This is a genomic window from Qipengyuania sp. GPGPB31 (assembly GCF_038396345.1).
Lineage (GTDB): Bacteria > Pseudomonadota > Alphaproteobacteria > Sphingomonadales > Sphingomonadaceae > Qipengyuania > Qipengyuania citrea.
In genome coordinates, this window is record NZ_CP149572.1 from 388,571 (window position 1) to 411,388 (window position 22,818).

Consider the following 22,818-nt stretch of genomic DNA (forward strand, 5'->3'; position numbering starts at 1 on the left):
GGATGCGGGGGCAGCGCCCCCGGGTGCGGCATTGACCACCCGCTGGGTATTGCCAGCAGACTCACCGTGGCCGGGCTAGAAAACTGGGAGAAAGCCGGGCCAGCAGGGGGTCGAACCCGAACTTCGATTTGGGTTGAGGTTTTTCCCGGATCTAAGCCGTAGGCGGCTCGTCCTTGACCACTTCGTCGCGGTCTTCGATCGCCAGTCCATGCTTGAGCAACATGGGGATCTGGCTGAAGGTGAAGAGGAAGCTGAGCGGCATGAACACCCACAGCTTCGCCCACAGCCAGCTTTCGAAGTCCAGCTGCAGCCGCAGGACTTCGTTCAGGCCCGCCATGAACACGAAGAACACGCCCCAATTGCGCGACAGCTTGAGCCATCCTTCGCGATCCACGCCTTCGAAAGCGGCTTCGAGCAAGATTTGGAGCAGCGCCTTGCCGCGCAGCCAGCCGCCGATCAGCAGCACGCCGAACAAGAGGTAGATTGCGGTCGGCTTGATCTGGATGAACTTTTCATCCTGCAGCCAGATGGTCAGCCCGCCGAACCCCACGATCAGTGCAGTCGAGAGGATCAGCATCGGGCTGACATGGCCGAACTTGAATTTGCTGAAGACCAGCGCGGCGACCGCCGCGATCATGAAGGCGATCGTCCCGTAGATGACCGCCGCGATTTCCCCGAAGGTCGACGTTTCAGGCGGCTGGTAGAACTTGTACACGCCAAGGAAGACCAGCAGCGGCCCGTAATCGACGAGGATGTTGAGCCAGCCGGTCTTGGGCTTGGGTTTGGCACTCTCGGTCATCAGGCTACTCCTGCAATCACGCGCGCCACCAGATCGGGATCGAAGGGCCGCAAGTCGTCGATTTTCTCGCCCACGCCGATCGCGTGGATGGGCAGGCCGTATTGTTCGGCCGCCTGGACCAGCACGCCGCCGCGCGCGGTGCCGTCGAGCTTGGTCATCACGAGGCCGGTGACCCCGGCAACTTCCTTGAACACATCGATCTGGGACAGCGCGTTCTGGCCGTTCGTCGCATCGAGGACGAGCACCACGTCATGCGGTGCCTCGGGGTTGAGCCGGCCGAGGACTTTGCGGATCTTCGCGAGTTCGTCCATCAGCTCGCGCTTGTTCTGCAGACGTCCGGCGGTGTCGACGATCAGTGCGTCGGTGCCGGCTTCGGTCGCCTTCTTCACCGCGTCGAACACGATCGAGGCAGGATCGCCGCCTTCGGGTCCGCGCACCAGCGGCACGCCGACACGGTCGGCCCACGTCGCCAGCTGGCCGATGGCCGCTGCGCGGAACGTATCGCCGGCCGCCAGCATGACGGCGTAATCGTCTTCCTGGAACAGGTGTGCCAGCTTGGCGATCGTCGTGGTCTTGCCGCTGCCGTTGACGCCGATCACCAGCAGCACCTGCGGGCGCGGAAAGGCGGTGATCTCGAGCGGTTTGGCCACCGGCCGCAGGATTGCGGCGATTTCTTCGGCGACCGCTTCCTTCAGTTCCTGCTCGGTAATCTCCAGCCCGAACCGCTTTTCGGATAGTTTCGCACGGATTCCGCGCAGCCGCGGCCGGTCCGAGGTCCGACAGGATCAGCGCGTCCTCGACGTCGTCGAGCGTGGCATCGTCGAGCTTTGCCGTGCCGACCACTTCGGTCAGATTGCTGGTCAGTTTCTCGGAGGTCTTGCGAAACCCGCCGAACAGCCGGTCGCTCCAGCTCTGCTTCTCGGTCATTCTAGAAGGCCATTCTCATGCTTGGACGGCGTCACCGTGGTGATCGTGCCCGCGGGTACCGTGCCGGGCAGCGCGACGCGTGCGAAATGCGGGGTGTAGCCGGTACCATCGCGTTCGGCGAGGACCGCATGCGGCTTTTCGACGAGCGTGGATAGCCACGCGTCGCGTGTCGTGCGCGCGGTATCGCGCAGATCGGTAGCGCGCCGCTTGATCGTGGCGCGATCGACCTGCGGCATGCGCGCGGCTGGCGTGTCCGGGCGGGGCGAATAGGGGAAGACATGCGCGTGGACGATCCGCAGTTCGCGGATGATCGCCAGATTGGCCGCGTGGTGCTCTTCGGTTTCGGTCGGAAAGCCCGCGATCAGATCGGCGCCGACGGCAAGGTCGGGGCGCCGCGCTGCCAGCCGGGTAACCAGATCGATCGCGTCGGCGCGCGAATGGCGGCGCTTCATGCGCTTGAGGATGAGGTCATGCCCGTGCTGCAGTGACAGGTGCAGGTGCGGCATCAGCCGCCGCTCGCCGGCGAACAGCTCGAACAGCAGCGGATCGATCTCGATCCCGTCGAGCGAGGACATGCGCAGCCGCTCGAGCTGCGGGAAGCGGCGCAGTACCGCCTCGACCAGCGCGCCCAGCGGCGGAGTGTCGGGCAGGTCATGCCCCCAGGACGTCACGTCGACACCGGTCAGCACCACTTCGGCTGCACCGTGATCGAGATGGCGTTCGACCTCGCCCAGCACTTGCCCGATGGTCAGCGAGCGGCTCGGCCCGCGTCCCTGCGGAATGACGCAGAAGGTGCAGGCATGGTCGCAGCCGTTCTGGACGGCGATGAAGGCGCGCGTGCGGTCCTGCGGGGTGGGCGGTACGTTGGCCGGGGCGTTCCACGCACGCGGATCAAGCTTTTGCGTATTGGCGACGAAACCGTCGACTTCGGGCATTGCAGCCAGCTGGTCGCGCTCGATATCGCCCGCGCAGCCGGTCACCAGCAGGCGCGCATCGGGATTGGCGCGGCGGGCGCGGCGGATCGCCTGGCGCGTCTGGCGCACCGCTTCGCTCGTTACTGCGCAGCTGTTGACCACGACGAGATCGTCCTCGCGTCCCAGCATCGCGCGGATCTGTTCGCTTTCGGACAGGTTGAGCCGGCAACCCAGCGTGATGACCTGCGTGCCGCTCACGCGAAATCGCCCCATTCGAAGCTGCCGCGATAGGCCTCGGTCGCGGGTCCGGTCATGCGGATCCGGTTGTCCTCGCCCCAGGCGATCGTCAGCGTTCCGCCGGGCAGGGCCACGGCCACCTCGCGTTCGACAAGGCCGCGGCGCATGGCATGGACCGCGGTGGCGCAGGCGCCGGTGCCGCAGGCCCGGGTGAGGCCGGCGCCGCGTTCCCACACGCGCAGCCGGATGTGCCCGCGGTCGGTCACGCTCGCGACGTTGACGTTCACGCGCTCGGGAAACAGCGGATCTGTTTCGATCTCGGGGCCAATCCGGTCGAGCGGCACGGCATCGCAATCCGCGACGAAAAAGATGACATGCGGGTTTCCGACATTGACTGCACCCGGCTGGTCCAGGCCCTCCCAGCTCACCGGCATCAGCGCGGTGTCCATGCCATAGGCCAGCGGAATATCCTGCCAGTCGAAGCGCGGTTCGCCCATGTCGACGCTGGCCCCGTCGCCGCGCGGTTCGACCGCAATTATGCCGCCGCCCGTTTCGACCCGCGCAGGCTTGCCATGAAGCAGGGCGACCGCGCGGCTGGCATTGCCGCAGGCGCCCACTTCGCTGCCGTCAGCGTTGAAGATCCGCATGCGGAAATCGGCAGCGCCGCTGGGTTCGAGCAGGATCAGCTGGTCGCAGCCGATGCCGCTGCGGCGGTCGGCCAACGCGCTCGCCATGCCCTCGCCAAGCGGCGGCAAGGCCTGCGCACGCCCATCGAGCACGACGAAGTCGTTGCCCAAGCCATGCATTTTTACGAAATCGACGCGCATTGTGCAGCGCATCTATGCATTCGCCCGCAGAGCGTCCAGTGCGGATCAGCCGGCGCGTTTGCCGCCGCCGGGGCGATGTTCCTGCGCGGTGAAGTCGACTTCGGTCACATTGTCGAGCCGGTCCTTGGCCAGCAGGTTCTGCTGGTCGAGCCGTTCGAGCACCTTGGCGGCGGGTTCCGGGCGGCCGTAATGATAGCCTTGGCCCTTCATCTTGCCCATCCGCTTGAGCGTTTCGAGCACGACTTCGTTCTCGATCCCCTCGGCGGTGACCGGCAGGTTCAGCCCGTCGCTCATCGTCAGGATCGCATCGACGAGCTTGGCCCCGTGCTCTTCCTGCTTGAGTTCGGAAATGAACGCACGGTCGATCTTGATCCGGTCGAACGGCAGCGCGCGCAATTGCGACAGGCTCGAATAGCCGGTGCCGAAATCGTCGAGGCTGATCTTCACGCCCTGGTTGCGCAGGCTCGAGATCATCGAACGGACCATGCCGACGTTTTCGTGCAGGCAGCTCTCGGTGATCTCGATGTCCAGCCGGTTGGCGGGGAAATTGTGGCGTACCAGCAGCTTAAGCAGCTTCTGGGCGAACCAGGGGTCGCGCATCTGGACCGGCGAGATATTGACCGAAAGCGAGAGGTCCGAATCCCATTTCTTGGCATCTTCGAACGCGCGCGTGATCAACGCCTCGCTCATTTCGCCGATCACGCCGATTTCCTCGGCGATGGGGATGAAGATGTCGGGTCCGACCACACCCATTTCGGGGGATTCCCACCGGGCGAGCATTTCGAAGCCGACCAGCTTGCCGCTGTCGAGATCGATCTGCTGTTCGTAATAGGGCAGGAATTCGCCGTTGACGATGCCGCGGCGGATGCCCGCTTCCAGTTCGTTGCGGAAGCGCAGTTCGTTTTCCATTTGCGGTTCGAACCAGTAGAAGCGGTTCTTGCCCTGCTTCTTGGCGTGATACATGGCGATGTCCGCCTTGTGCATCAGCGTCTGGGCGGCAGCGGTCCCGTCGCGCACATTGTCCATCTGCGTGCTCGAGGCGATCCCGATCGACATCGTCACATCCACCGGCATGTCGCCATATTCGACCGGCCGCGCGACGTTCTCGACCATCCGCGTTGCCAGTTGGTCGACCCGGTCGGGCACCTGCGGGTGATAAGGGACGACGCAGACGAATTCATCGCCGCCGAGCCGGGCCAGAATGCCGCCTTCGGGCAGCAGGCGCTGGATCCGTCCGGCGGTAACGCGCAGCACTTCGTCGCCTGCCTGGTGGCCGTGGAGGTCGTTGACCTGCTTGAAATTGTCGAGATCCACCGCGATCGCCGCCAGCGCTTCCTCGCGGCGTTCCAGATCGTGCAGCAGATCGCCCAGCGCGGTGGTGAAACTGCGGCGGTTCTGACATCCGGTGAGGTGGTCGATATCGGCGAGGCGGCGGGCCTCTTCCTCGGATTCGCGGCGCGAATTGAGTTCCTCGGTGAGCGCCTTGTAGCGATGCCAGCCGAGCAGGATCAGCGCAATGTTGAGCAGGAGGGCATTGGTCAGCGCCGAATCGGGCGAGGGGTTGTCGCCCGTCCATGCCTCGATCAGGTTGGGCAGCACCACGCCGGCTGTGCCCACGAACAGGATGATCGCCGCAAAAGCGATCCCCAGCGTCACGACATCATGGTCGCGGCGGCGCGTCTGGACGCCCTTTCGCGGGGATCGGGCGTCCTTGGTCGTGGTCTTGTTCGCGGTCAATCCCGCCCCCTGGCTTGGCTGAGTTCCGCTTGCTTAAGGCGCGCCGCCTAAAAACAGGTTAACCCGCAAGGCGGGGACCCGGCGCTGCGCAGGGTGGTCAGCTCTCGCTGCAGCGGCTAACGGCGCAGGCACGCGAATGAGTAGACGGAGATGGTTACGCGATGCGTTACTGGCTGATGAAATCGGAACCCTTCAAATACAGCTGGGGCGATCTCGTCGCAGAAGAGGAGGGGACCTGGGACGGCGTGCGCAACCACCGGGCCAAGAACAACCTCGCGGCGATGGAAGTGGGCGACCAGGTGTTCTTCTACCACTCACGCGAAGGGCTCGAGATCGTCGGCATCTGCGAAGTCAGCGTGGCCGGGATCATGGATCCCACCGACCCCGAAGGCAAATGGGCCGCGGTCAAGGTCAAGCCGAAGACCAAGCTGCCGCATCCTGTGACGCTCAAGCAGATCAAGGCCGAACCCAAGTTGGCCGATTGCGAACTCGTCAAGCTGTCGCGCCTGTCGGTGGCGGAGATCAAGCCTGACGAATGGTCGGTGATCTGCGCCATGGCGGGGATTTGACCCGCCTCGCCGCCTAGGCCCCGCGCAAACCGCTCACGCTGGCACCGCTGGCAGCCAATTGCTCGATATCGATCGTGCAGTGGATCAGGCGCAAGCCGCTGCGCCCCTGCGCGGCGACGAGCGCGTCCTTGAACTCGTCGGTGGTGGCAGCGCGCGCCGACCATGCGCCATAGGCCTCGGCCAGCGCGGCGAAGTCGGGATTGGCAAGCCGGGTCGCACTGATCCGGTCCTCGCCCGGAAACTCGCGTTCCTGGTGCATGCGGATCGTCCCGTAAGCGGAATTGTCGACCACGATGACGATCATCTGCGCCCCATGCTGGGCGGCAGTGGCCAGTTCCTGTCCGTTCATCAGGAAATCGCCATCGCCCGCCACGGCGACCACCGTGCGGTCGGGGTGGCGCAGCGCGGCAGCGACCGCGGCGGGCACGCCATAGCCCATCGCCCCGCAGGTCGGGGCCAACTGGGTGGGGAAGCCTTCATAGCGCCAGTAACGGTGCCACCAGCCGGCAAAATTGCCGGCGCCGTTGCAGATGATGGTGTCGGCAGGCAGCGTATCGCGCATGAACTGCACGGCCTGGCCCATGTCGAGCCTGTGGCCATTGGGATGCGCGGTGGCCCATTCCTCCCACTCGCGATGCGCTTCGGCCCCGGCGTCGAAATCGACGACCGCGCCATCATCCCACAGCGCGGCGCTTTCGGCGAATTCGTCCATGCTGGCGCAAATCGCGAGGTCGGCGGGATAGACGCGGTTGAGTTCGTCCGCATCGGGATGGACATGGACCAGCCGCCTGTCGGGCGCGGTCGGGGGCGGGACGGTATAGCCATCGGTCGTCGCCTCGCCCAGCCGCGCGCCGATCGCCAGGATCAGGTCGGCCTGTTTGACGCGCTCGACCAGCCTAGGATTGGGACCATAGCCCAGATTGCCGGCATAAACCTTACTTGAAGGTGAGATTGCATCCTGGCGGCGGAAGGCGGTTGCAACAGGCAGACCGAGCCGCTCGGCGAACACCTGGAAATGCGCGCGTGCCCGCGCATTCCAGCCCCCGCCGCCGATAATGGCGAGCGGTGCGGCGGCGTCGCCGATCAGCGCCATCATCGCCTGCATGGCATCGGGGCAGGGGGCCTGCGCGGGGCGTTCTACCCGTGCGCGCGGGGTCGCGGCGGTCTCGCGGCCGAGCATGTCCTCGGGCAGGGCCAGTACGACCGGGCCGGGGCGTCCCGAGATCGCGGTGGCATAGGCCCGCGCGACATACTCGGGGATGCGATCGGCGGAATCGATCCGCGCGGCCCACTTGGCAATCGGGCCGAAGAAGGCAGCGAAATCGACTTCCTGGAAGCCTTCGCGGTCGCGCATCTCGCTGTCGACATCGCCGACGAACAGGATCATCGGCTGCGAATCCTGCTGCGCGACATGGACGCCGATGCTCGCATTGGTGGCGCCAGGTCCGCGGGTGACGAAGGCCACTCCGGGACGCCCCGTCATCGCGCCATCGGCGCAGGCCATGAAACTGACCCCGCCTTCCTGACGGCACGTCACCACGTCGATGGCGTCCTGCCGGCCAAGGCCGTCGAGGACCTGGAGAAAGCTTTCGCCGGGAACGGTGAAGACGCGGTCGCACCCCTGCTCGGCCAGGCAATCGACGAGGAGTTTGGCGGCGGCGGGCGTATCGGGCGCTTGCATGCTGCAGCGGTTAGCCCGGCTGGTCGCGGCGTGCAATCGCGCCGCGCGAGGGCGCCACGCAATGCCGGACATGGAATGAGGCGTACCAGCGGGGGACAACCGCGCCGGAGCAGGAGACAACATCCTTAAGAATTCGTTAACCGTTTCCTATGCGACGCTCCCTAGTCCTCTCGACCGAGTCCCGCCGCCACTGGTTCCGCGCCAGCCTGCCGCAGCGCCGCCGCGCATTCGCCGATATCGCTCCCGTTGCCCCGGTCGACTGGCGCCTGACCGCGCAGGACGTCCGCGGTGCCGCCTCGACCTATTTCGCCACGCTCGCCGCCGTGCTCGCCTTTATCGTCTAGATGCGCATTGCCGCGGCGAGGTCGGCGGCCTCGTTCTCGGCGGCAACCAGCCGCTTGCCGAGCCAGGCGGACACCAGGCACATCGCCGCGCACAGCAGCACCTGTTCGGTGATCGGAATGCCGATTGCGCTCATCGCCATGGCGACCAGCGATCCGGCCACCATTGCGCCCGAATTGACGATATTGTTCGCGGCAATCGTGCGCGAAGCCTTGTGCGGCGCGACGCGGGTGGTGAGAAAGGCGTAAAGCGGGACGACGAACATCCCGCCCGCAATCGCGATCCCCAGCAGGCAGCCGAGCAGCACGGTCGCCATCGGCCAGGCGAGGAACGCGCCCACGCCGAGCAGGCTTTGCGGCTGGTCCGCTTCCCATAGCTTCGCCACGACATAGAAGGCGACCACGAATGCGCCCATGACGATCACCGAAACCGGCGAATAGCGCGCCGAGACGCGACCTTTCAGCAGCGCGTTGATGGCCACCGACCCGATCGCCACGCCGATCGAGAAAACGACGAGGAACAGGCTGGCGACTTCGGGGCTGGCCATGATGGTGTTCTTGGCCAGCGGCGGGAACTGGATGAACAGGACCGCGCCGATCGTCCAGAAGAAGCTGATCGCCAGGATGGCGTAATAGACTTCGGCGTTGTGCATCGTGTCGCGCACCAATTTCACCGAGGCGCGCAGAATGTGCCAGTCGAGTTTCTCGACCTCGCCCATGGGCGGGGCAGCGGGCACCTGCCGGCTGACCAGATAGCCGATACAGGCAATCACGATGATCCCGATCGCAGCCCAACCGGTGTGCTCGACAGCGAGCGGCCCCGCCAGGATCGTCCCGGCGAGGATCGCGATATAGGTGCCGGCTTCGACCAGCCCGGTCCCGGCCAGGACCTCGTCCTGTTTCAGGTGTTGGGGCAGGATGGCGTATTTGATCGGCCCGAGGAAGGTCGATTGCACCCCGGTCAGGAACAGCGCCAGCAGCAGCAGCGGGATGGCGACCGATTGGACCAATATGCCTTGCCAGGCCATGTAGAGCCCTGCCGCGCCGATTGTCATCAGGCCGATTTCGCACAGCTTGACGGTGCGGATGATCCGCGCCTTGTCGCGCATGTCGGCAAGCTGTCCGGCCAGTGCGGACAGCAGGAAGAACGGCAGGATGAACAGCCCCGATGCCAGCCCGCTGAAGGCAGCTTCGGTGCTTTCGTCATTGTAGACCGCGTAGACCACGAACAGGACCATCGTGGTCTTGTAGAGATTGTCGTTGAACGCGTTGAACAGCTGCGTGACGAACAGCGGCAGGAATCGCCTGCGCCGCAGCAGATGCGTGGATGTAAGCATGACCCCCCGGGCGAAACCCATTCTCCCGCGCGAGTCTAGAGCTATCGTGATGGCGGACAAGGGAATTGAGCGGCTTTTGCGATGGGCCGAATATCGCTAGGCAGTCGGGCATCATGCTGACGCTGCCCAACATCCTGACGTTGTCGCGCATTTTCGCGATTCCGCTGCTGGCCTATTTCCTCTGGTGGCCGGGCTGGGCGGCGGGCTACCTGCTCGCTTTCGGGCTCTACTGCCTGATGGGGATCACCGACTATTTCGACGGCTATCTCGCGCGGACCAGCGGCACGGTGTCCAAGCTCGGCATCTTTCTCGATCCGATCGCGGACAAGATCATGGTGGCGGCGGTCATCCTGGTGCTGGCGGCGCAAGGCGTGCTGCGCGGACCCTATGTCGGCGACATGCATGTGGTTGCCGGGCTGGTCATATTGATGCGCGAAATTGCCGTGTCGGGCCTGCGCGAATTTCTCGGGCCGCTGCAGGTCTCGGTGCCGGTGAGCAAGCTCGCCAAGTGGAAGACCACGCTGCAGATGGTCTCGCTGGGCTCACTCATCCTCGGCCAGGGCCTGCCCGGATGGAACTTCGCAGCGGGCGGGGTGCTGCACAATATCCCGCATCTGGTCGGCCTGGTGACGCTGTGGGGCGCGGCGATCCTGACGGTCATTACCGGCTGGGATTATCTGCGCGTCGGCCTCAAGCACATGGACTGACGCGCGCGAGAAGGCCTTTGCGCCGGCTCGGCATCAGCGGCTCAGGCGAAATCAGCCCGCGCGCAGCTCTTCCGCCAGCAGCTTGAATTCCTCTTCGCGCGGCGAATTCGTGCGCCAGATCAGCGCGATCTCGCGGCTGGTGTTGTCGCCCTTGAGCGGGCGCGCCACGACATCGGTGCCGTGCAGGATGCCCGCTTCGATCGCCATTTCGGGCAGCATCGTCAGGCCGAGGCCATTGTCGACCATCTGCACCATCGTGTGCAGGCTGGTCCCGATCATTGTCGCGCTGGCGCGCAATTCGGGCCGGTTGCAGGCCGCCAGCGCATGTTCCTTGAGGCAATGCCCGTCCTCGAGCAGCAGCAGCCGCCCCTGGTCGATCATGCTGGCGGGAATGACGGCGGGCGGATCGCGCGGATCGTCCTTGGGAAAAGCGACATACAGCGCATCTTCGCGGATCGTCGCCTTGGCGACATCGCCGGTGGCGAAGGGCAGCGCCATCAGCACGCAGTCGGCGCGGCCGTGATGCAGCGATTCCAGCGCGTGATCGGTGGTTTCCTCGCGCAGGAACAGCTTCAGCTGGGGGCGTTCCTCGCGCAGGCGGGGCAGGATCCGCGGCAGCAGGAAGGGCGCGATCGTCGGTATGACGCTCATCCGCAGCTCGCCCGACAGCGGCTTGCCGGCGGCGAGGACGAGGTCGGACAGCTCTTCCGCCTCGCGCAGCAGGCGGTGCGCTTTCTCGACCACCGTATTGCCGAGCGGTGTGAACCGCACCACGCGGCGGCTGCGTTCGACCAAGGTCACGCCGAGCAGCGATTCGAGCTCGCGGATGCCTGCCGATAGGGTGGATTGCGAAACAAAGCTCGCCTCGGCAGCGCGGCCGAAATGGCCGTGTTCGTGCAGCGCCACGAGATACTGCAGCTGCTTGATCGTGGGGAGATAGGTCGACATGGCGGTTCGGTTCCTGCCCGGCTGCTATTCGGCGGCCTGGGCTTCGACCATGCCGGCGTGCAGTTCATCGACATGGGTCATCAGCAGCCGCCCGTCCTTGACGGCGAAGGCGAGGCGGCCTTCGACCAGTTCGAGCGCGTCCTTGCCGAACACGTCGTAGCGCCAGCCCTTGAGGATGCTCAGGTCGCGCGCGCCTGCGGCCAGCGCTTCCATTTCGTCGGCGCGGGTCAGCAGCCGCGAGGCGACGTCGATCTCGCGGGCACGGATCTTGAGCAGCAGCTTCAATAGGTCGGCGACGAGTGCGCCTTCCTTGCCGAGCGGCGCACCGCGTTTGGGTTTGTCGGGCATTTCGTCCTTGGGCAGCGGTTCGGCCTTTTCGAGCACTTTCATCAGGCGCTTGCCGATATCGTTGTCTTTCCACGCATTCGACAAGCCGCGCACCTTGACGAGATCGGGTTGCTGCTTGGGCGGATGGCTGGCGATATCGGCCAGCGTTTCGTCGCGCATGATCCGGCCGCGCGGGATGTTCTTGTGCTGCGCTTCGCTCTCGCGCCAGGCGGCGAGCGCCTTCAGGCGGCCGAGAACCGCGGGATTGCGGCCCGACGATCGGATCCGTTTCCAGGCGAGATCGGCATCGTTGGCATAATTCTGCGGATCGGCCAGCTTCTCCATCTCGGCATCGAGCCATGCGCCGCGGCCGGTCTTGATCAGCTTCTTGAGGATCCGCGGGAAGATGTCCGCCAGATGCGTCACGTCGCCGATCGCATATTCGATCTGCCGATCGGTGAGCGGGCGGCGGCTCCAGTCGGTAAAGCGCGCACCCTTGTCGATTGTCAGACCCAGCCAGCTTTCGACCAGATTGGCATAGCCGATCTGTTCGGACTGGCTGATCGCCATCATCGCGATCTGCGTGTCGAAGATCGGCTGCGGCGTCTTGCCGGTGAAATTATAGACGATCTCGACGTCCTGTCCGCCTGCATGGAAGACCTTGAGCACGTCGTCATTGTCGCACAGCAGGTCCCACAGCGGGGCCAGGTCGATCCCGGGTGCGAGCGGGTCGATCGCAGCGGCTTCTTCACCATTGCCGATCTGCACGAGGCAGAGTTCGGGCCAGAAGGTGTTCTCGCGCATGAATTCGGTGTCGACGCACACGAATTCGTGTTGGCCCAGCCGCTCGCACAGTTCCGCCAGCACTTCGGTTTCGGTTATAAGTTCGTGGATTTTCATCGTATCTTTTCGTTTCTGTCGGGCGGAGTACCGCCCCCGGGCCGGGGCCCATGAATGCGCGGGGTCATCCCGCAAGGGCAGGCTAGCGGGCTGTGCGCGCTGCCTGCAATCGCGGCCATGCAGCTATGCACCGTCGCGATGCGCGCCGCTTTAGACCTGCACGGGGCCGGGTCAAGGCGGTCTTAACGCTTGCGTGCCATGGTACACCCCATGTCCCGCATGGAATTCCAGCATGCTTTCGATGCAGTCGCAGCCACGCCCGGCTTCGACCGCGCCCCGCTGTGGCGGGCCTATCCCGAAGCCGCGCACTTGCTTTCGCATAGGCTCGACATCGAGCCGTGCTTCGACTGGTCGCGGCTGGCCGATACCATCGCGGTAGCCGATCGCGCGCTGATCGAGATACGCGAGGATACGCCGCAGCAGCGCTTTCGCGTTTTGCCCGAACACCCGGCGGATCTGCGGGCACTGGTGCATGGGCTCGACGGCACGAAGCGCTGGATCATGCTGCGCGAGCTGGACAGATGGCCCGATTTCGCGCCGCTCGTCGCCGATATCCTGCAGGCTGTGGCGCCGGTGGTCGAAACGCGTACCGGCGCGATCGTCAAACCCACCGCCTTCCTGTTCATCAGTTCGCCGGGGCTTGTCACCCCGCTGCATTTCGATCCGGAATACAATATCCTGTTCCAGATCTGCGGCCGCAAACGGTTCACGATCCTGCCGCCATCCTGCGGCCTGCCGTCCCGGTCGGACAATGAACGCTTCCATCGCAGCGGCGACAATCTGCTCGACTGGCGGCCCGAACTGGCGGCTCAGGGCTGGCCTTTCGACCTTGCCCCGGGCGATGCGCTCCACGTTCCCTTCAAGGCCCCGCACACGGTCACGGTCGGGGCCGAACCGTCGATCTCGCTCTCGGTAACCTGGCGCTCGCACAGCAGCCTGATGCAGGACGATGCTTGGGCCCTGAACGGCCTGCTTGGCCGCTACCGCGTGCGCTTGCCGGCGCCGGGGGCGCGACCCTGGCTGCGTGCGGCTGCGCTGCGGGCGCTGCGGCGCGCGCGAATCACCTGACCTTCCAGACCAGACGAATCTTGACAAAACAGCCCTTGATGGCTGTTAGGGGCGCGCTTTCGCGCCGCGCCCGGATGCGCGCGCGGTCCCATCCGATTCCGGCAGAAAGATCGAGCTTTTCATGCACGCCTACCGCACCCATACCTGCGCCCAGCTGACCAAGGACAATGTCGGCGAAACCGTTCGCCTGTCGGGGTGGGTCCACAACAAGCGCGACCATGGCGGCGTGCTGTTCGTCGATCTGCGCGACCATTACGGCATTACCCAGATCGTAGCCGACGAGGACAGCGAGGCGCTGCCGATCCTCGACAAGATGAAGCTGGAATCGGTGGTCACCATCGACGGCGTGGTAAAGGCCCGCGACGGCGCTGCGGTCAACGCCAACCTGCCGACCGGCGAAATCGAGGTCTTCGCGCGCTCGGTCAACGTCCAGAGCCGTGCCGACGACCTGCCGCTGATCGTCAATTCGGCAGAGGACTATCCCGAAGAAACGCGCCTCAAATACCGTTTCGTCGATCTGCGCCGCGAGCGTGTCCACGCCAATATCATGCTGCGCAACCGGGTCATTACCTCGCTGCGCCGCCGGATGATCGAGCAGGGCTTCAGCGAGTTCCAGACCCCGATCCTCGGCGCATCGAGCCCCGAAGGCGCGCGCGACTATCTGGTCCCGAGCCGCCTGCATCCCGGCCATTTCTATGCGCTTCCGCAGGCCCCGCAGATGTTCAAGCAGCTGTTGATGGTGGCGGGCTTCGACCGGTACTTCCAGATCGCGCCGTGCTTCCGCGACGAAGACCTGCGCGCCGACCGCAGTCCCGAATTCTACCAGCTCGATTTCGAGATGAGCTTCGTCACGCAGGAAGACGTCTTCCAGACGATCGAGCCCGTGCTGGCCGGCGTGTTCGAGGAGTTTTCGGGCGGCAAGAGCGTCACGCCCGCGGGCGAGTTCCCGCGCATCCCCTATGCCGAAGCGATGCTCAAATACGGCAGCGACAAGCCCGACCTGCGCAATCCGCTGATCATCTCGGACGTAACCGAACACTTCGAAACCTCCGGCTTCGGCCTGTTCGAGAAGATCGTGGGCAGCGGCGGGCGCGTGCGCGTCATCCCCGCGCCGAACACGCATGAGAAGAGCCGCAAGTTCTTCGACGAAATGAACGACTGGGCACGCCGCGAAGGTTTTGCCGGGCTCGGCTATGTCACCCGCAAGGGCGGCGAGTTCGGCGGGCCGATCGCCAAGAACCACGGCACCGAAGGCATGGAAAAGCTTTATGCCGAGCTGGGGCTGGGCGAAAACGACGGCCTGTTCTTTGCCGCGGGCAAGGAAAAGGACGCCGCCAAGCTGGCGGGCGCCGCGCGTACCCGCGTGGCCGAGGAACTCGGCCTGATCGAGGAAGGCTGCTTCAAGTTCTGCTGGATCGTCGATTTCCCGATGTTCGAATATGACGAAGAACAGAAGAAAATCGATTTCAGCCACAACCCCTTCTCGATGCCGCAGGGCGAGATGGAAGCGCTGGAAACCAAGGACCCGCTCGATATCCTCGCGTGGCAGTACGACATCGTCTGCAACGGCTACGAGCTGTCCTCGGGCGCGATCCGGAACCACCGCCCGGACATCATGTACAAGGCGTTCGAACTGGCCGGATACAGCCAGGCCGATGTCGACGAGAACTTCAGCGGCATGATCGAGGCGTTCAAGCTCGGCGCCCCGCCGCATGGCGGTTCGGCCCCGGGGATCGACCGGATCGTGATGCTGCTGGCGGACGAACCCAATATCCGCGAAGTGATTGCCTTCCCGCTCAACCAGAAGGCGCAGGACCTGATGATGGGTGCACCCAGCCTCGTCAGTCCGCGCCAGTTGCGCGATGTCCATATCCGGACCGTCGATGCACCCAAGCCGCAGGGGGCAGAGGCGACCCGCGTCGATCGCGCGGGCGACTGACCGGCAAGCGCAGGGCGACAAGCCGCGCAGCGCGAACGAAAAAGGGCGCGGGACCGGATCCCGCGCCCTTTCTTCGTTATTCAAGGTTATGTCAGTCGAACTGCTTCGCGGCGAAGTCGCCGAAGCGTTCGCCGGCACAGATCTCGCTATATGCTTGCTGGACGACCGCGCGCTCCTGCACTTCGAGCTGGTCGCTCTCGAGTGCCTGCTGGAACTTGTTCTTGATGTAGTCCTCGCCTTCCTCGACGCGCTCTGCGGCCGCTTCGTCGTTGTTCTCGAAGGCGGCGGTGACGCTCTGCCACATCTGGTGCGCTTCGCCGGTCAGCGTGCCCTTGGTGACCAGTTCCTCGCCCTGGCGCTGCAGTTCGGCATTCATCTGCTGCAGCGTCTGGCCGCGTTCCTGGCCGCGCTGCTGCAGGGCCTGCGTCAGCTGCGGATTGTTGGCGGTTTCGGCCGCCTGGCGATAGCCTTCGACGGAATCGAAAGTGGTATCGGTGAGGCTCTTGAAAACGGTGCTAGCCATTGTTTTACTTCCCTTTTTGCAGTGTGTGCTATGCAGGGGAAATCGACCGCAACGCGTTTGGGTCCGGGGTACACGGCGAGTTGCCCTTGCGCTGCGCCGCTCCGTTGATTAGGGCGATTGGCAATTCAGAAACCCCCAAATTCGAGAGGGATACAAATGAGCGATACTGCCGACCGCGTGCAGAAAATTGTCGTCGAGCACCTCGGCGTCGAGGCCGACAAGGTCACCCAGGAAGCCAGCTTCATCGACGATCTCGGTGCGGACAGCCTCGACATCGTCGAGCTGGTCATGGCCTTCGAAGAGGAATTCGGCGTCGAAATCCCCGACGATGCGGCCGAGAAGATCACCACCGTCGGCGACGCGACCAAGTATATCGAAGAGCACAAGGGCTAAGGCTCGCGCTTTTCGAATCCCGCACTATATGCGGGACCGGACAGGCCCGACCCCATAGCGGGCCGGGCCTGTTGTCTTATCTGCGGAGAATTACATGCGTCGTGTGGTCGTAACCGGACTTGGCCTCGTCACCCCCCTCGGCGGGGACGTGGAGACTTCTTGGAAGAACCTGATCGCGGGCAAGAGCGGAGCCGCGCAAATCACGCGCTTCGACACCGAGGGGCAGAAATGCACCATCGCCTGCGAGGTGAAGCCCAAGGATCATGAATTCGGCTTCGATCCCGACAAGCGCGTCGATCACAAGGTCCAGCGGCAGGTCGATCCGTTCATCGTCTATGGCATCGACGCGGCGGGCCAGGCGCTCGAGGATGCGGGTCTTGTCGACATGGACGACGAGCTCAAGCTGCGCACCGGCGTTTCGATCGGTTCGGGCATCGGCGGGTTGCCGGGGATCGAGAAGGAAAGCATCGTGCTGCACGAACGCGGTCCCGGCCGCGTGTCGCCGCATTTCGTCCACGGGCGGCTGATCAATCTCATCTCGGGCCAGGTGTCAATCAAATACGGCCTGATGGGCCCCAATCACGCGGTGGTGACCGCCTGTTCGACCGGCGCGCATTCGATCGGCGATGCCGCGCGGATGATCGCGCTCGACGATGCCGACGTCATGCTGGCGGGCGGGGCCGAAGGCACCATCAACCCGCTGGGCGTGGCCGGCTTCGCGCAGGCCCGCGCGCTCAACATGAGCATGAACGACCGACCGACCGAGGCCAGCCGCCCCTATGACAAGGACCGCGACGGTTTCGTCATGGGCGAAGGCGCGGGCGTGGTCGTGCTCGAGGAATACGAACACGCCAAGGCGCGCGGCGCGACGATCTACGCCGAAGTCACCGGTTACGGCCTGTCGGGCGATGCCTATCACGTCACCGCGCCGCATCCCGAGGGCAAGGGCGCCGAATTGGCGATGCGCATGGCGTTGAAGAAGGCCGGTCTCGCGCCCGGCGATATCGATTACGTCAACGCGCATGGCACGTCGACCATGGCCGACACGATCGAGCTCGGCGCGGTCAAGCGCGTGCTGGGCGACGATCTCAGCGGCGCGTCGATGAGCAGCACCAAATCGGCGATCGGGCACCTGCTCGGCGGCGCCGGCGCGGTCGAGGCGATTTTCTGCATCCTCGCGATCCGCGACCAGATCGTGCCGCCCACGCTCAATCTCGACAATCCGGACGAAGGCACCGAAGGCGTCGATCTCGTGCCCAAGCAAGCCAAGCAGCGCGAAGTCCGCGCAGCGCTCAACAACAGCTTCGGATTCGGCGGCACCAATGCCTCGCTGATCGTCCAGAAGGTCGATTGACGTGAAAAAGGCCGGGTGCCTCCTCGCAGGCGTCCTCTCGCTGGTCCTTGCCGTCGCGGCGATCTGGTTCGTCTCGGGATGGTGGGGCAGTGCCGAGATCGAGGAGGATACGAATTTCATCGTCCCCTCGGGTGCGAGCCTGACCTCGGTCGCCGAAAAGCTGGCTGAGGAAGGCGTGATCGCCGATCCGCAGGGATTCCTGCTGCGCGCCAAGATCCTCGGCTCCTCGGATCCGATCCTGGCCGGCGAATTCCTGCTCCCCGCCGGGGCCAGCAGCGCCGCGATCCTCGACACGTTCCAGCATGGCGAGGTGATCCGCCGCTTCGTCACCATCCCCGAAGGCCTGCCGTCGATCCTCGTCCACGAACGGCTGATGGCGGAAGATCACCTGACCGGCGAAATCCCGGTGCCGGTCGAAGGCTCGGTGCTGCCCGATACCTATGATTTCGAACGCGGCGAGGCGCGCAGCGCGGTGCTCGCGCGGATGCAGGCGGCGATGCAGAACTATCTCGCCGAGGCCTGGCCCAAACGCGCGGAGGATATTGCGGTCGACAGCGTCCAGGAGGCCGTGATCCTCGCCTCGATCGTGGAAAAGGAAACCGGCGTCGCACGCGAGCGCAGGATGGTCGCCGGCCTGTATTCGAACCGGGTCAAGGACGGCATGCTGCTGCAGGCCGATCCCACCATCATCTACCCGCTGACCAAGGGCAAGCCGCTGGGCCGGCGCATCCGCCAGTCCGAAATCGCCGCGATCAACGATTACAACACCTATACGATGGTCGGCCTGCCCAAGGGTCCGATCACCAATCCCGGGCGCGAGGCGATCGCGGCGGTGCTGGACCCGGCGGAAACGAGCGCGCGCTACATGGTTGCCGATGGTACCGGTGGCCATGCCTTCGCGGAAACGCTGGAAGAGCATAACCGCAACGTCGCCAAGTGGTTCGAAATCCGCCGCCAGCGCGGGGAAATGTGAGCGGGGAAGACGCTCCGCTGATCCTCACCGCGCAGCTCCCGCGCGATCTGCATGCGCGTTTCACCGCGCTGCGCACTGCCCATTTCCCGCCTGAACGCAATTATCTCGAAGCGCATGTCACGCTGTTCCACGCATTGCCGGCGATGTGCGAGGCGGAAGCCTGCAGCGTTCTCAAGCGCATGGCGGCGGAATTCGCGCCGGTACCGGGGCAGGTCGAAGGGCTGATGTCGCTGGGGCGGGGCACCGCAATCAAGCTGTCTGCGCCCGCCATGCTCGATCTGCGCGGCATCATTGCCGATCACTTCCACGGATTGCTGACGCAGCAGGACCAGCAGCGTCCGCGCCTGCATGTCACGATCCAGAACAAGGTCACGGGCAAGGAAGCGAAGGCGCTGCAGGCGCAGCTGGCGGGGACGATCGCGCCGGCGCCGTTCGCCTTTCGCGGCCTCGAACTGTTTCGCTACCGCGGCGGCCCGTGGGAGCGGGTGCGGGACTTCGCCTTTCGCGGCACCGCCGCACCCTAAGCGTGCCCGCCGATCGCCGCTCGGGTGGTGCGCGTCAGGTGCCGGCGGCACCCCGGAAATGGCGCGCTGCCCGGCCTGTTCGATGCGCTGTCAACCGGCGGCAAACGGCGCCCCGCAGGCCCCCGAACGCGAGCGCCTGAAGAAATCACGGACAATACGCATTTGCGCGGTTGACCGCATGCCCCGACCGCCCTAAACGCGCCGCCTGCCGAGCGGGCTATTGCCCCGGCATGCCTCTTTGGGGCGGAGTAGCTCAGGTGGTTAGAGCAGCGGAATCATAATCCGCGTGTCGGGGGTTCGAGTCCCTCCTCCGCTACCAATTCCTTGCTCAAGTTTCTGCTAGGCATGCGTCGAAGAATTTTTCAATCTCGGCGTCTTCCGCGCGTGACGGTATTCCGATTGTCTCTTCGCTATAAGACGCATTGAGAGTGGCACCGCGACGATAGGCTTGCATTACAGGCCCATCCGGGGCGGCTGCTACCTCCACCGTTGTTCCCAACCGGGTTTCGCGCGTCTCGATTGTGAGTTGCTGTGAAGCACCGCCGGCTTTGAGCGTTATCGTATCCGGTCGCCTGGCCACGAGGTCGGGTGGTCGGTTGAAAGACACAAGGACTGTCTTGGCCGATGCGCCTGGCGGACAGCGAAGGTTGAGCGCGATATCGTCGGTGCGGGGAACTCCAAAGCTTAGCGCCGGTCCGCGATCGTCCTGCGAGAAGTGATAGGACATGTCCCGATCGAAACTTGAACCATCGTCTTGACCAATGCGTTCGGCTGTCGATCGCGAGTTTGGATCAGCTTGAGCGGTTTCGATTGTATCGGTCGCTTCTTCGGTCGGGGGCGCGGCGCCGTCGCCGGCGCTACCGCATGCCGGCAATACGCCCAACGCAACGACGGAAGAGAGTTTTAAGGCTTCCATCCTGCCTCTCCTGATCATTCGTATGTCTTGAAGAGCGACGCTCAGAAGCTGGACTGTGTTCCGGGGCGTCGCCAACAAGGCTACCAATAAGGTGTGACAACCCAGTAGGAATAAACCCTCGACTGGTATTCTCGGTCGTGCTGCCGATCGCTGTCGGTGTCGGCGTAGGTCGGGGCGTTCTTCAACTGCTCTTCGGTCACGTCGAGCCGATAACCGCCCAACTCGGTGTCATATTCGAGTTTCTGCCAGGGCAGGCTGTGTAGTTCACCACCCATACCCAGAAAAGCGCCGACCGAGATTTCCACATCCCGTGCCTGGCCGGAGACCTTGTCGATAAGGATGCGTCGGACGGTTCCGATCTTGTTGCCTTCGCGGCCGTAGACGGTCGTTCCTTCGACCCGATCGCTGCCGATTAGGAAATGATTTCGCGTCTTCTCTTCGAGCATACTCCTTCTCCGTAATTTTGGGATGGTGGAGGAGCTATCGCATTCGAATGAGAAGATAACTCCTCGACATTTCAATGCATCAGCACGCGATGTGTGCCCGAAAATTCAGAAGGCATCGACAGTGTTCTGATCATAATCCGCGTGTCGGATGGTGTGTCCCTTCTCCGCTACAATTTCCTGTCAGAAAGCGGGTTCATAGTCATCTCTCGGGTGGGTCATGCGATGTCCGCCTGGCGGTCCGCGCTAACGGTGGGAATAGAGTTGGGTTTGGGGGCTAGTGACCGCTATCATCAGGTCGGATTCCCCCTTTCAAATTACGCCTCTGCCAGCTTCAGTTGGTCGAGAGACATCACCATCATTGTTAGGGACCGATCGAGATAATCGCGAGATCCTGATGAGCATAATATTTTGCTCAGCAGCGCTAAGTTATCGAGCGTTCTGGAGCCGCATGTTAAAGTGGGGCGCGGCCACAGAAGCCCGACGCCGAAGCAGAGAAGCTCGACCTGGTTTGAAAATGTTTTGGGCGGAGCTAACTCTAAACAGGGCTTGCGCATGGCGGCGCGGGTAATTCGGCAGCTTTCTCTGCAATCAATGGGACGGTTGCCTCGAGCACAGAGGCGCATCCAACTACGAAGGCGAAACCGATGAAAAAAGCCATGATGGAATTGCGATTTTGTAGGACCAACGCGATTGGTCGAACCCAGTAAACGGCCCACGGATGACTATTGTGCCCCCCAACCGCGACGAACACTGTCCAAACGATCACTATGCTGCCCCATACAATAGCGAACAGATATGGCGCCCAGGTAAATGGGAAAAAGTATTCGGCTGAGGCCATCCCGAAGCCTGCGATAACGTAGCCGATCCCCAAACTTGTAACGGCAGCCAAAAGTAATGTTTCCCAGTTGACCCCAATGATTCTCTGATCATCAAGTTTTGGCCCAAGTTTTGAAGCTATGCCAAATAATACTAGCAGGACGGAAAGGACTGGTCCGAATAGGCGCGGGAGATCGAATGGAAGAAGTTCGAAGGGCCAATTGGCAAAGCATATCCACCAATCAGAGATCCACATTGCCGTGACGGAGGCTCCGCGAAAGGTTTCTATCAGGGATAGAATATCGAGTAATGTAAGGCCAGTCAAAATAGTGCAAATAGCCAACCAAGTTCGTTTGAATGTCTCCACTATATTCTCCCAAAACGCGAAGTAATTTTACCTAACGTAGAAGCGATGTAAAAATGGCTGATGAAACTGTGATGGCATCGCGCCGCAACGCCTGGAAATATTTGAACTAAGGACATAGGTCGTTTGCCCCCGTAGCGGACGCTCGCCCCTTGGTGGATGGGTGGAACGCCGCAACGCCGCCTGATTGGCACCATCAGGGTCGAAGACTCCGGCAGGCTCTAGGACTTCTCTGATCTGGCGTCGATCATGCCGCGGTGACGGGTTCGTCTTTCAGCGCCCGATACACGCTCGCTCGTGCGATCCCCAGCTTCGTTGCTATATCGGTCGCCCCCATGCCCTGATCGCGGAGGGAGCGCACCTGCTCGACGCCAACGGTAGGTTTGCGCCCTTTGTAGACACCAGCCGCCTTGGCGCGCTCTATGCCTTCGCGTTGGCGTTCCTTGCGGATGTCGGTCTCGAACTCTGCGACGGCGCCGAGAATACCCAAGATCAGCTTCCCCATGCTCGTGGTGGTATCGACCGCACCTTGCTGCACGCACCGGAACCCGACCTGCTTCGCTGACAGCTGGGCGATGATGTCGTGTAAATCGCGACCAGATCGGGCAAGTCGGTCGAGGCGGGTGACCACGAGCGTGTCACCTTCGCGCAGCCAGTCGAGGCATTCTTCAAGCGCTCGGCGGTCGTTGCGCGACGTCCCGGTGACCTTCTCCGAGAATACCTTTTCGCACCCTGCGTCGGCGAGTTGCTCAAGCTGGAGGTCGAGGTTCTGGGAGCTGCTGCTGACGCGCGCGTAGATCACCGTCGAACAGATCGTTCACCTTGGCGATGATCTCGGCAAGCAGAGCCTTTTCCTTCTCCTGCACTGCGCCAGAGCCAATGCCGGTGATGGGTGGAAGCGTCGGACGGTCCTCTCCCACCTGAAGCGCGCGCGCACCCTCGTCCTTGAGGTTGTGATGCGTGAGCCGGACTCCTGACAGGTCCACGCCATCTCGCTCACGTCCGAACTGCAACAACGGGGTAAGGCGCTTGTAGAACATGTAGCGCTTCTCGATCTCCGTGCTGCCATAGTCAAAAATCTGGGACAAGAAGGCATAGATGCGTGTGAACCAGTCGCGAAGGTCTTCAGGAAAGAGCGCTCGCTCGCGATCATAGCGTGCTCCTGCGCCTTCCTCGTAAATCCATCCAGCCGCGCCAAGGTGATCGCAAATTTCGCCCTCAAAGCTGATTTCTTTATGCAGGCTCATAGCT

At 63.6% G+C, this 22,818-nt stretch carries 23 protein-coding genes, 1 tRNA gene and 1 pseudogene; 10 read left to right on the forward strand and 15 right to left on the reverse strand.

Going from position 1 to position 22,818, the window contains the following annotated elements; translation table 11 throughout:
* Window positions 1-151: 151 nt before the first annotated feature.
* The 5 genes and pseudogenes from WKH79_RS02125 to WKH79_RS02145 all read right to left on the reverse strand — a co-directional run bounded on the left by WKH79_RS02125 (window position 152) and on the right by WKH79_RS02145 (window position 5,441).
* The gene (locus WKH79_RS02125) at window positions 152-799 is read right to left on the reverse strand and encodes an inner membrane-spanning protein YciB (RefSeq protein WP_341859460.1); all 648 of its coding nucleotides are present in this window, start codon (window positions 797-799) and stop codon (window positions 152-154) included.
* Window positions 799-1,726 (reverse strand): annotated as a pseudogene (gene ftsY / locus WKH79_RS02130) (signal recognition particle-docking protein FtsY). The gene WKH79_RS02125 and the pseudogene ftsY overlap by 1 nt, the downstream one beginning before the upstream one ends.
* Window positions 1,723-2,898: a MiaB/RimO family radical SAM methylthiotransferase gene (locus tag WKH79_RS02135; RefSeq protein ID WP_341859461.1), complete on the reverse strand. Its 1,176-nt coding sequence runs from the start codon at window positions 2,896-2,898 to the stop codon at window positions 1,723-1,725. Before WKH79_RS02135 ends, ftsY begins: the two are co-directional and overlap by 4 nt.
* Window positions 2,895-3,704, reverse strand: coding sequence for a diaminopimelate epimerase (gene dapF / locus WKH79_RS02140; RefSeq protein ID WP_341859462.1), 810 nt, complete (start codon window positions 3,702-3,704; stop codon window positions 2,895-2,897). The genes WKH79_RS02135 and dapF overlap by 4 nt, the downstream gene beginning before the upstream one ends.
* Before the next feature lie 45 nt (window positions 3,705-3,749).
* Window positions 3,750-5,441 (reverse strand): EAL domain-containing protein, encoded by a 1,692-nt coding sequence (locus WKH79_RS02145; RefSeq protein WP_063512901.1) that lies wholly within the window; start codon window positions 5,439-5,441, stop codon window positions 3,750-3,752.
* A gap of 161 nt (window positions 5,442-5,602) precedes the next feature.
* Between WKH79_RS02145 and WKH79_RS02150 the strand changes: the two genes are divergently transcribed.
* Window positions 5,603-6,010, forward strand: coding sequence for an EVE domain-containing protein (locus WKH79_RS02150; protein ID WP_341859463.1), 408 nt, complete (start codon window positions 5,603-5,605; stop codon window positions 6,008-6,010).
* 13 nt (window positions 6,011-6,023) lie between these two features.
* Here the strand turns inward: WKH79_RS02150 and WKH79_RS02155 are convergent, their stop codons facing one another.
* Window positions 6,024-7,691 carry a thiamine pyrophosphate-binding protein gene (locus WKH79_RS02155; RefSeq protein ID WP_341859464.1) on the reverse strand — a complete coding sequence of 556 codons (1,668 nt, stop codon included), beginning with the start codon at window positions 7,689-7,691 and terminating at the stop codon, window positions 6,024-6,026.
* Window positions 7,692-7,840: 149 nt separating this feature from the next.
* Here WKH79_RS02155 and WKH79_RS02160 point away from each other — a divergent pair, with 149 nt between their 5' ends.
* Window positions 7,841-8,035 (forward strand): hypothetical protein, encoded by a 195-nt coding sequence (locus WKH79_RS02160; protein ID WP_050599991.1) that lies wholly within the window; start codon window positions 7,841-7,843, stop codon window positions 8,033-8,035.
* Here the strand turns inward: WKH79_RS02160 and WKH79_RS02165 are convergent.
* The gene (locus tag WKH79_RS02165) at window positions 8,032-9,369 is read right to left on the reverse strand and encodes an MFS transporter (protein ID WP_063511354.1); all 1,338 of its coding nucleotides are present in this window, start codon (window positions 9,367-9,369) and stop codon (window positions 8,032-8,034) included. The two genes, WKH79_RS02160 and WKH79_RS02165, sit on opposite strands and share 4 nt — an antisense overlap.
* A gap of 113 nt (window positions 9,370-9,482) precedes the next feature.
* Between WKH79_RS02165 and pgsA the strand changes: the two genes are divergently transcribed.
* Entirely contained in the window at window positions 9,483-10,076 is a 594-nt protein-coding gene (gene pgsA / locus WKH79_RS02170) for a CDP-diacylglycerol--glycerol-3-phosphate 3-phosphatidyltransferase (RefSeq protein WP_050599990.1), read from the forward strand.
* A gap of 51 nt (window positions 10,077-10,127) precedes the next feature.
* On the opposite strand, the gene WKH79_RS02175 is transcribed toward pgsA, so the two are convergent.
* Both WKH79_RS02175 and rnd read right to left on the reverse strand, forming a co-directional pair.
* Window positions 10,128-11,024: a hydrogen peroxide-inducible genes activator gene (locus WKH79_RS02175; RefSeq protein ID WP_050599989.1), complete on the reverse strand. Its 897-nt coding sequence runs from the start codon at window positions 11,022-11,024 to the stop codon at window positions 10,128-10,130.
* 24 nt (window positions 11,025-11,048) lie between these two features.
* Window positions 11,049-12,251: a ribonuclease D gene (gene rnd, locus WKH79_RS02180; RefSeq protein ID WP_341859465.1), complete on the reverse strand. Its 1,203-nt coding sequence runs from the start codon at window positions 12,249-12,251 to the stop codon at window positions 11,049-11,051.
* A gap of 210 nt (window positions 12,252-12,461) precedes the next feature.
* On the opposite strand from rnd, the gene WKH79_RS02185 reads away from it, so the two are divergent.
* Both WKH79_RS02185 and aspS read left to right on the forward strand, forming a co-directional pair.
* Window positions 12,462-13,319, forward strand: a complete 858-nt coding sequence (locus WKH79_RS02185) for a cupin-like domain-containing protein (RefSeq protein ID WP_341859466.1) — start codon at window positions 12,462-12,464, stop codon at window positions 13,317-13,319.
* 121 nt (window positions 13,320-13,440) lie between these two features.
* Window positions 13,441-15,258: an aspartate--tRNA ligase gene (gene aspS / locus WKH79_RS02190; RefSeq protein WP_341859467.1), complete on the forward strand. Its 1,818-nt coding sequence runs from the start codon at window positions 13,441-13,443 to the stop codon at window positions 15,256-15,258.
* Window positions 15,259-15,349: 91 nt separating this feature from the next.
* Here aspS and WKH79_RS02195 read toward each other — a convergent pair whose 3' ends face one another.
* A complete protein-coding gene (locus tag WKH79_RS02195; protein WP_063512431.1) occupies window positions 15,350-15,781 on the reverse strand; it encodes a PA2169 family four-helix-bundle protein in 432 nt (143 codons plus the stop codon).
* A gap of 156 nt (window positions 15,782-15,937) precedes the next feature.
* Between WKH79_RS02195 and WKH79_RS02200 the strand changes: the two genes are divergently transcribed.
* From WKH79_RS02200 to WKH79_RS02220, 5 genes are all read left to right on the forward strand, one after another.
* Window positions 15,938-16,174, forward strand: coding sequence for an acyl carrier protein (locus WKH79_RS02200; RefSeq protein ID WP_006834437.1), 237 nt, complete (start codon window positions 15,938-15,940; stop codon window positions 16,172-16,174).
* Window positions 16,175-16,268: 94 nt separating this feature from the next.
* A complete protein-coding gene (fabF, locus tag WKH79_RS02205; protein ID WP_063506692.1) occupies window positions 16,269-17,528 on the forward strand; it encodes a beta-ketoacyl-ACP synthase II in 1,260 nt (419 codons plus the stop codon).
* Window position 17,529: 1 nt separating this feature from the next.
* The gene (gene mltG / locus WKH79_RS02210) at window positions 17,530-18,501 is read left to right on the forward strand and encodes an endolytic transglycosylase MltG (protein WP_160767111.1); all 972 of its coding nucleotides are present in this window, start codon (window positions 17,530-17,532) and stop codon (window positions 18,499-18,501) included.
* Window positions 18,498-19,025 carry a 2'-5' RNA ligase family protein gene (locus tag WKH79_RS02215; RefSeq protein ID WP_050599982.1) on the forward strand — a complete coding sequence of 176 codons (528 nt, stop codon included), beginning with the start codon at window positions 18,498-18,500 and terminating at the stop codon, window positions 19,023-19,025. The genes mltG and WKH79_RS02215 overlap by 4 nt, the downstream gene beginning before the upstream one ends.
* A gap of 242 nt (window positions 19,026-19,267) precedes the next feature.
* Window positions 19,268-19,344 (forward strand) — tRNA-Met (locus WKH79_RS02220).
* Between the two features lie 9 nt (window positions 19,345-19,353).
* On the opposite strand, the gene WKH79_RS02225 is transcribed toward WKH79_RS02220, so the two are convergent.
* The 5 genes from WKH79_RS02225 to WKH79_RS02245 form a co-directional block, all read right to left on the reverse strand.
* Window positions 19,354-19,941 carry a hypothetical protein gene (locus tag WKH79_RS02225; protein ID WP_341859468.1) on the reverse strand — a complete coding sequence of 196 codons (588 nt, stop codon included), beginning with the start codon at window positions 19,939-19,941 and terminating at the stop codon, window positions 19,354-19,356.
* 80 nt (window positions 19,942-20,021) lie between these two features.
* The gene (locus WKH79_RS02230) at window positions 20,022-20,387 is read right to left on the reverse strand and encodes a PRC-barrel domain-containing protein (RefSeq protein WP_341859469.1); all 366 of its coding nucleotides are present in this window, start codon (window positions 20,385-20,387) and stop codon (window positions 20,022-20,024) included.
* A 535-nt stretch (window positions 20,388-20,922) separates the two neighbouring features.
* The gene (locus tag WKH79_RS02235; protein WP_341859470.1) at window positions 20,923-21,570 is read right to left on the reverse strand and encodes a hypothetical protein; all 648 of its coding nucleotides are present in this window, start codon (window positions 21,568-21,570) and stop codon (window positions 20,923-20,925) included.
* A gap of 244 nt (window positions 21,571-21,814) precedes the next feature.
* On the reverse strand, window positions 21,815-22,369 hold the full coding sequence (locus tag WKH79_RS02240) for a recombinase family protein (RefSeq protein ID WP_341859471.1): 555 nt from the start codon (window positions 22,367-22,369) through the stop codon (window positions 21,815-21,817).
* Window positions 22,317-22,814, reverse strand: coding sequence for a hypothetical protein (locus WKH79_RS02245; protein ID WP_341859472.1), 498 nt, complete (start codon window positions 22,812-22,814; stop codon window positions 22,317-22,319). The genes WKH79_RS02240 and WKH79_RS02245 overlap by 53 nt, the downstream gene beginning before the upstream one ends.
* Between the last annotated feature and the right edge of the window lie 4 nt (window positions 22,815-22,818).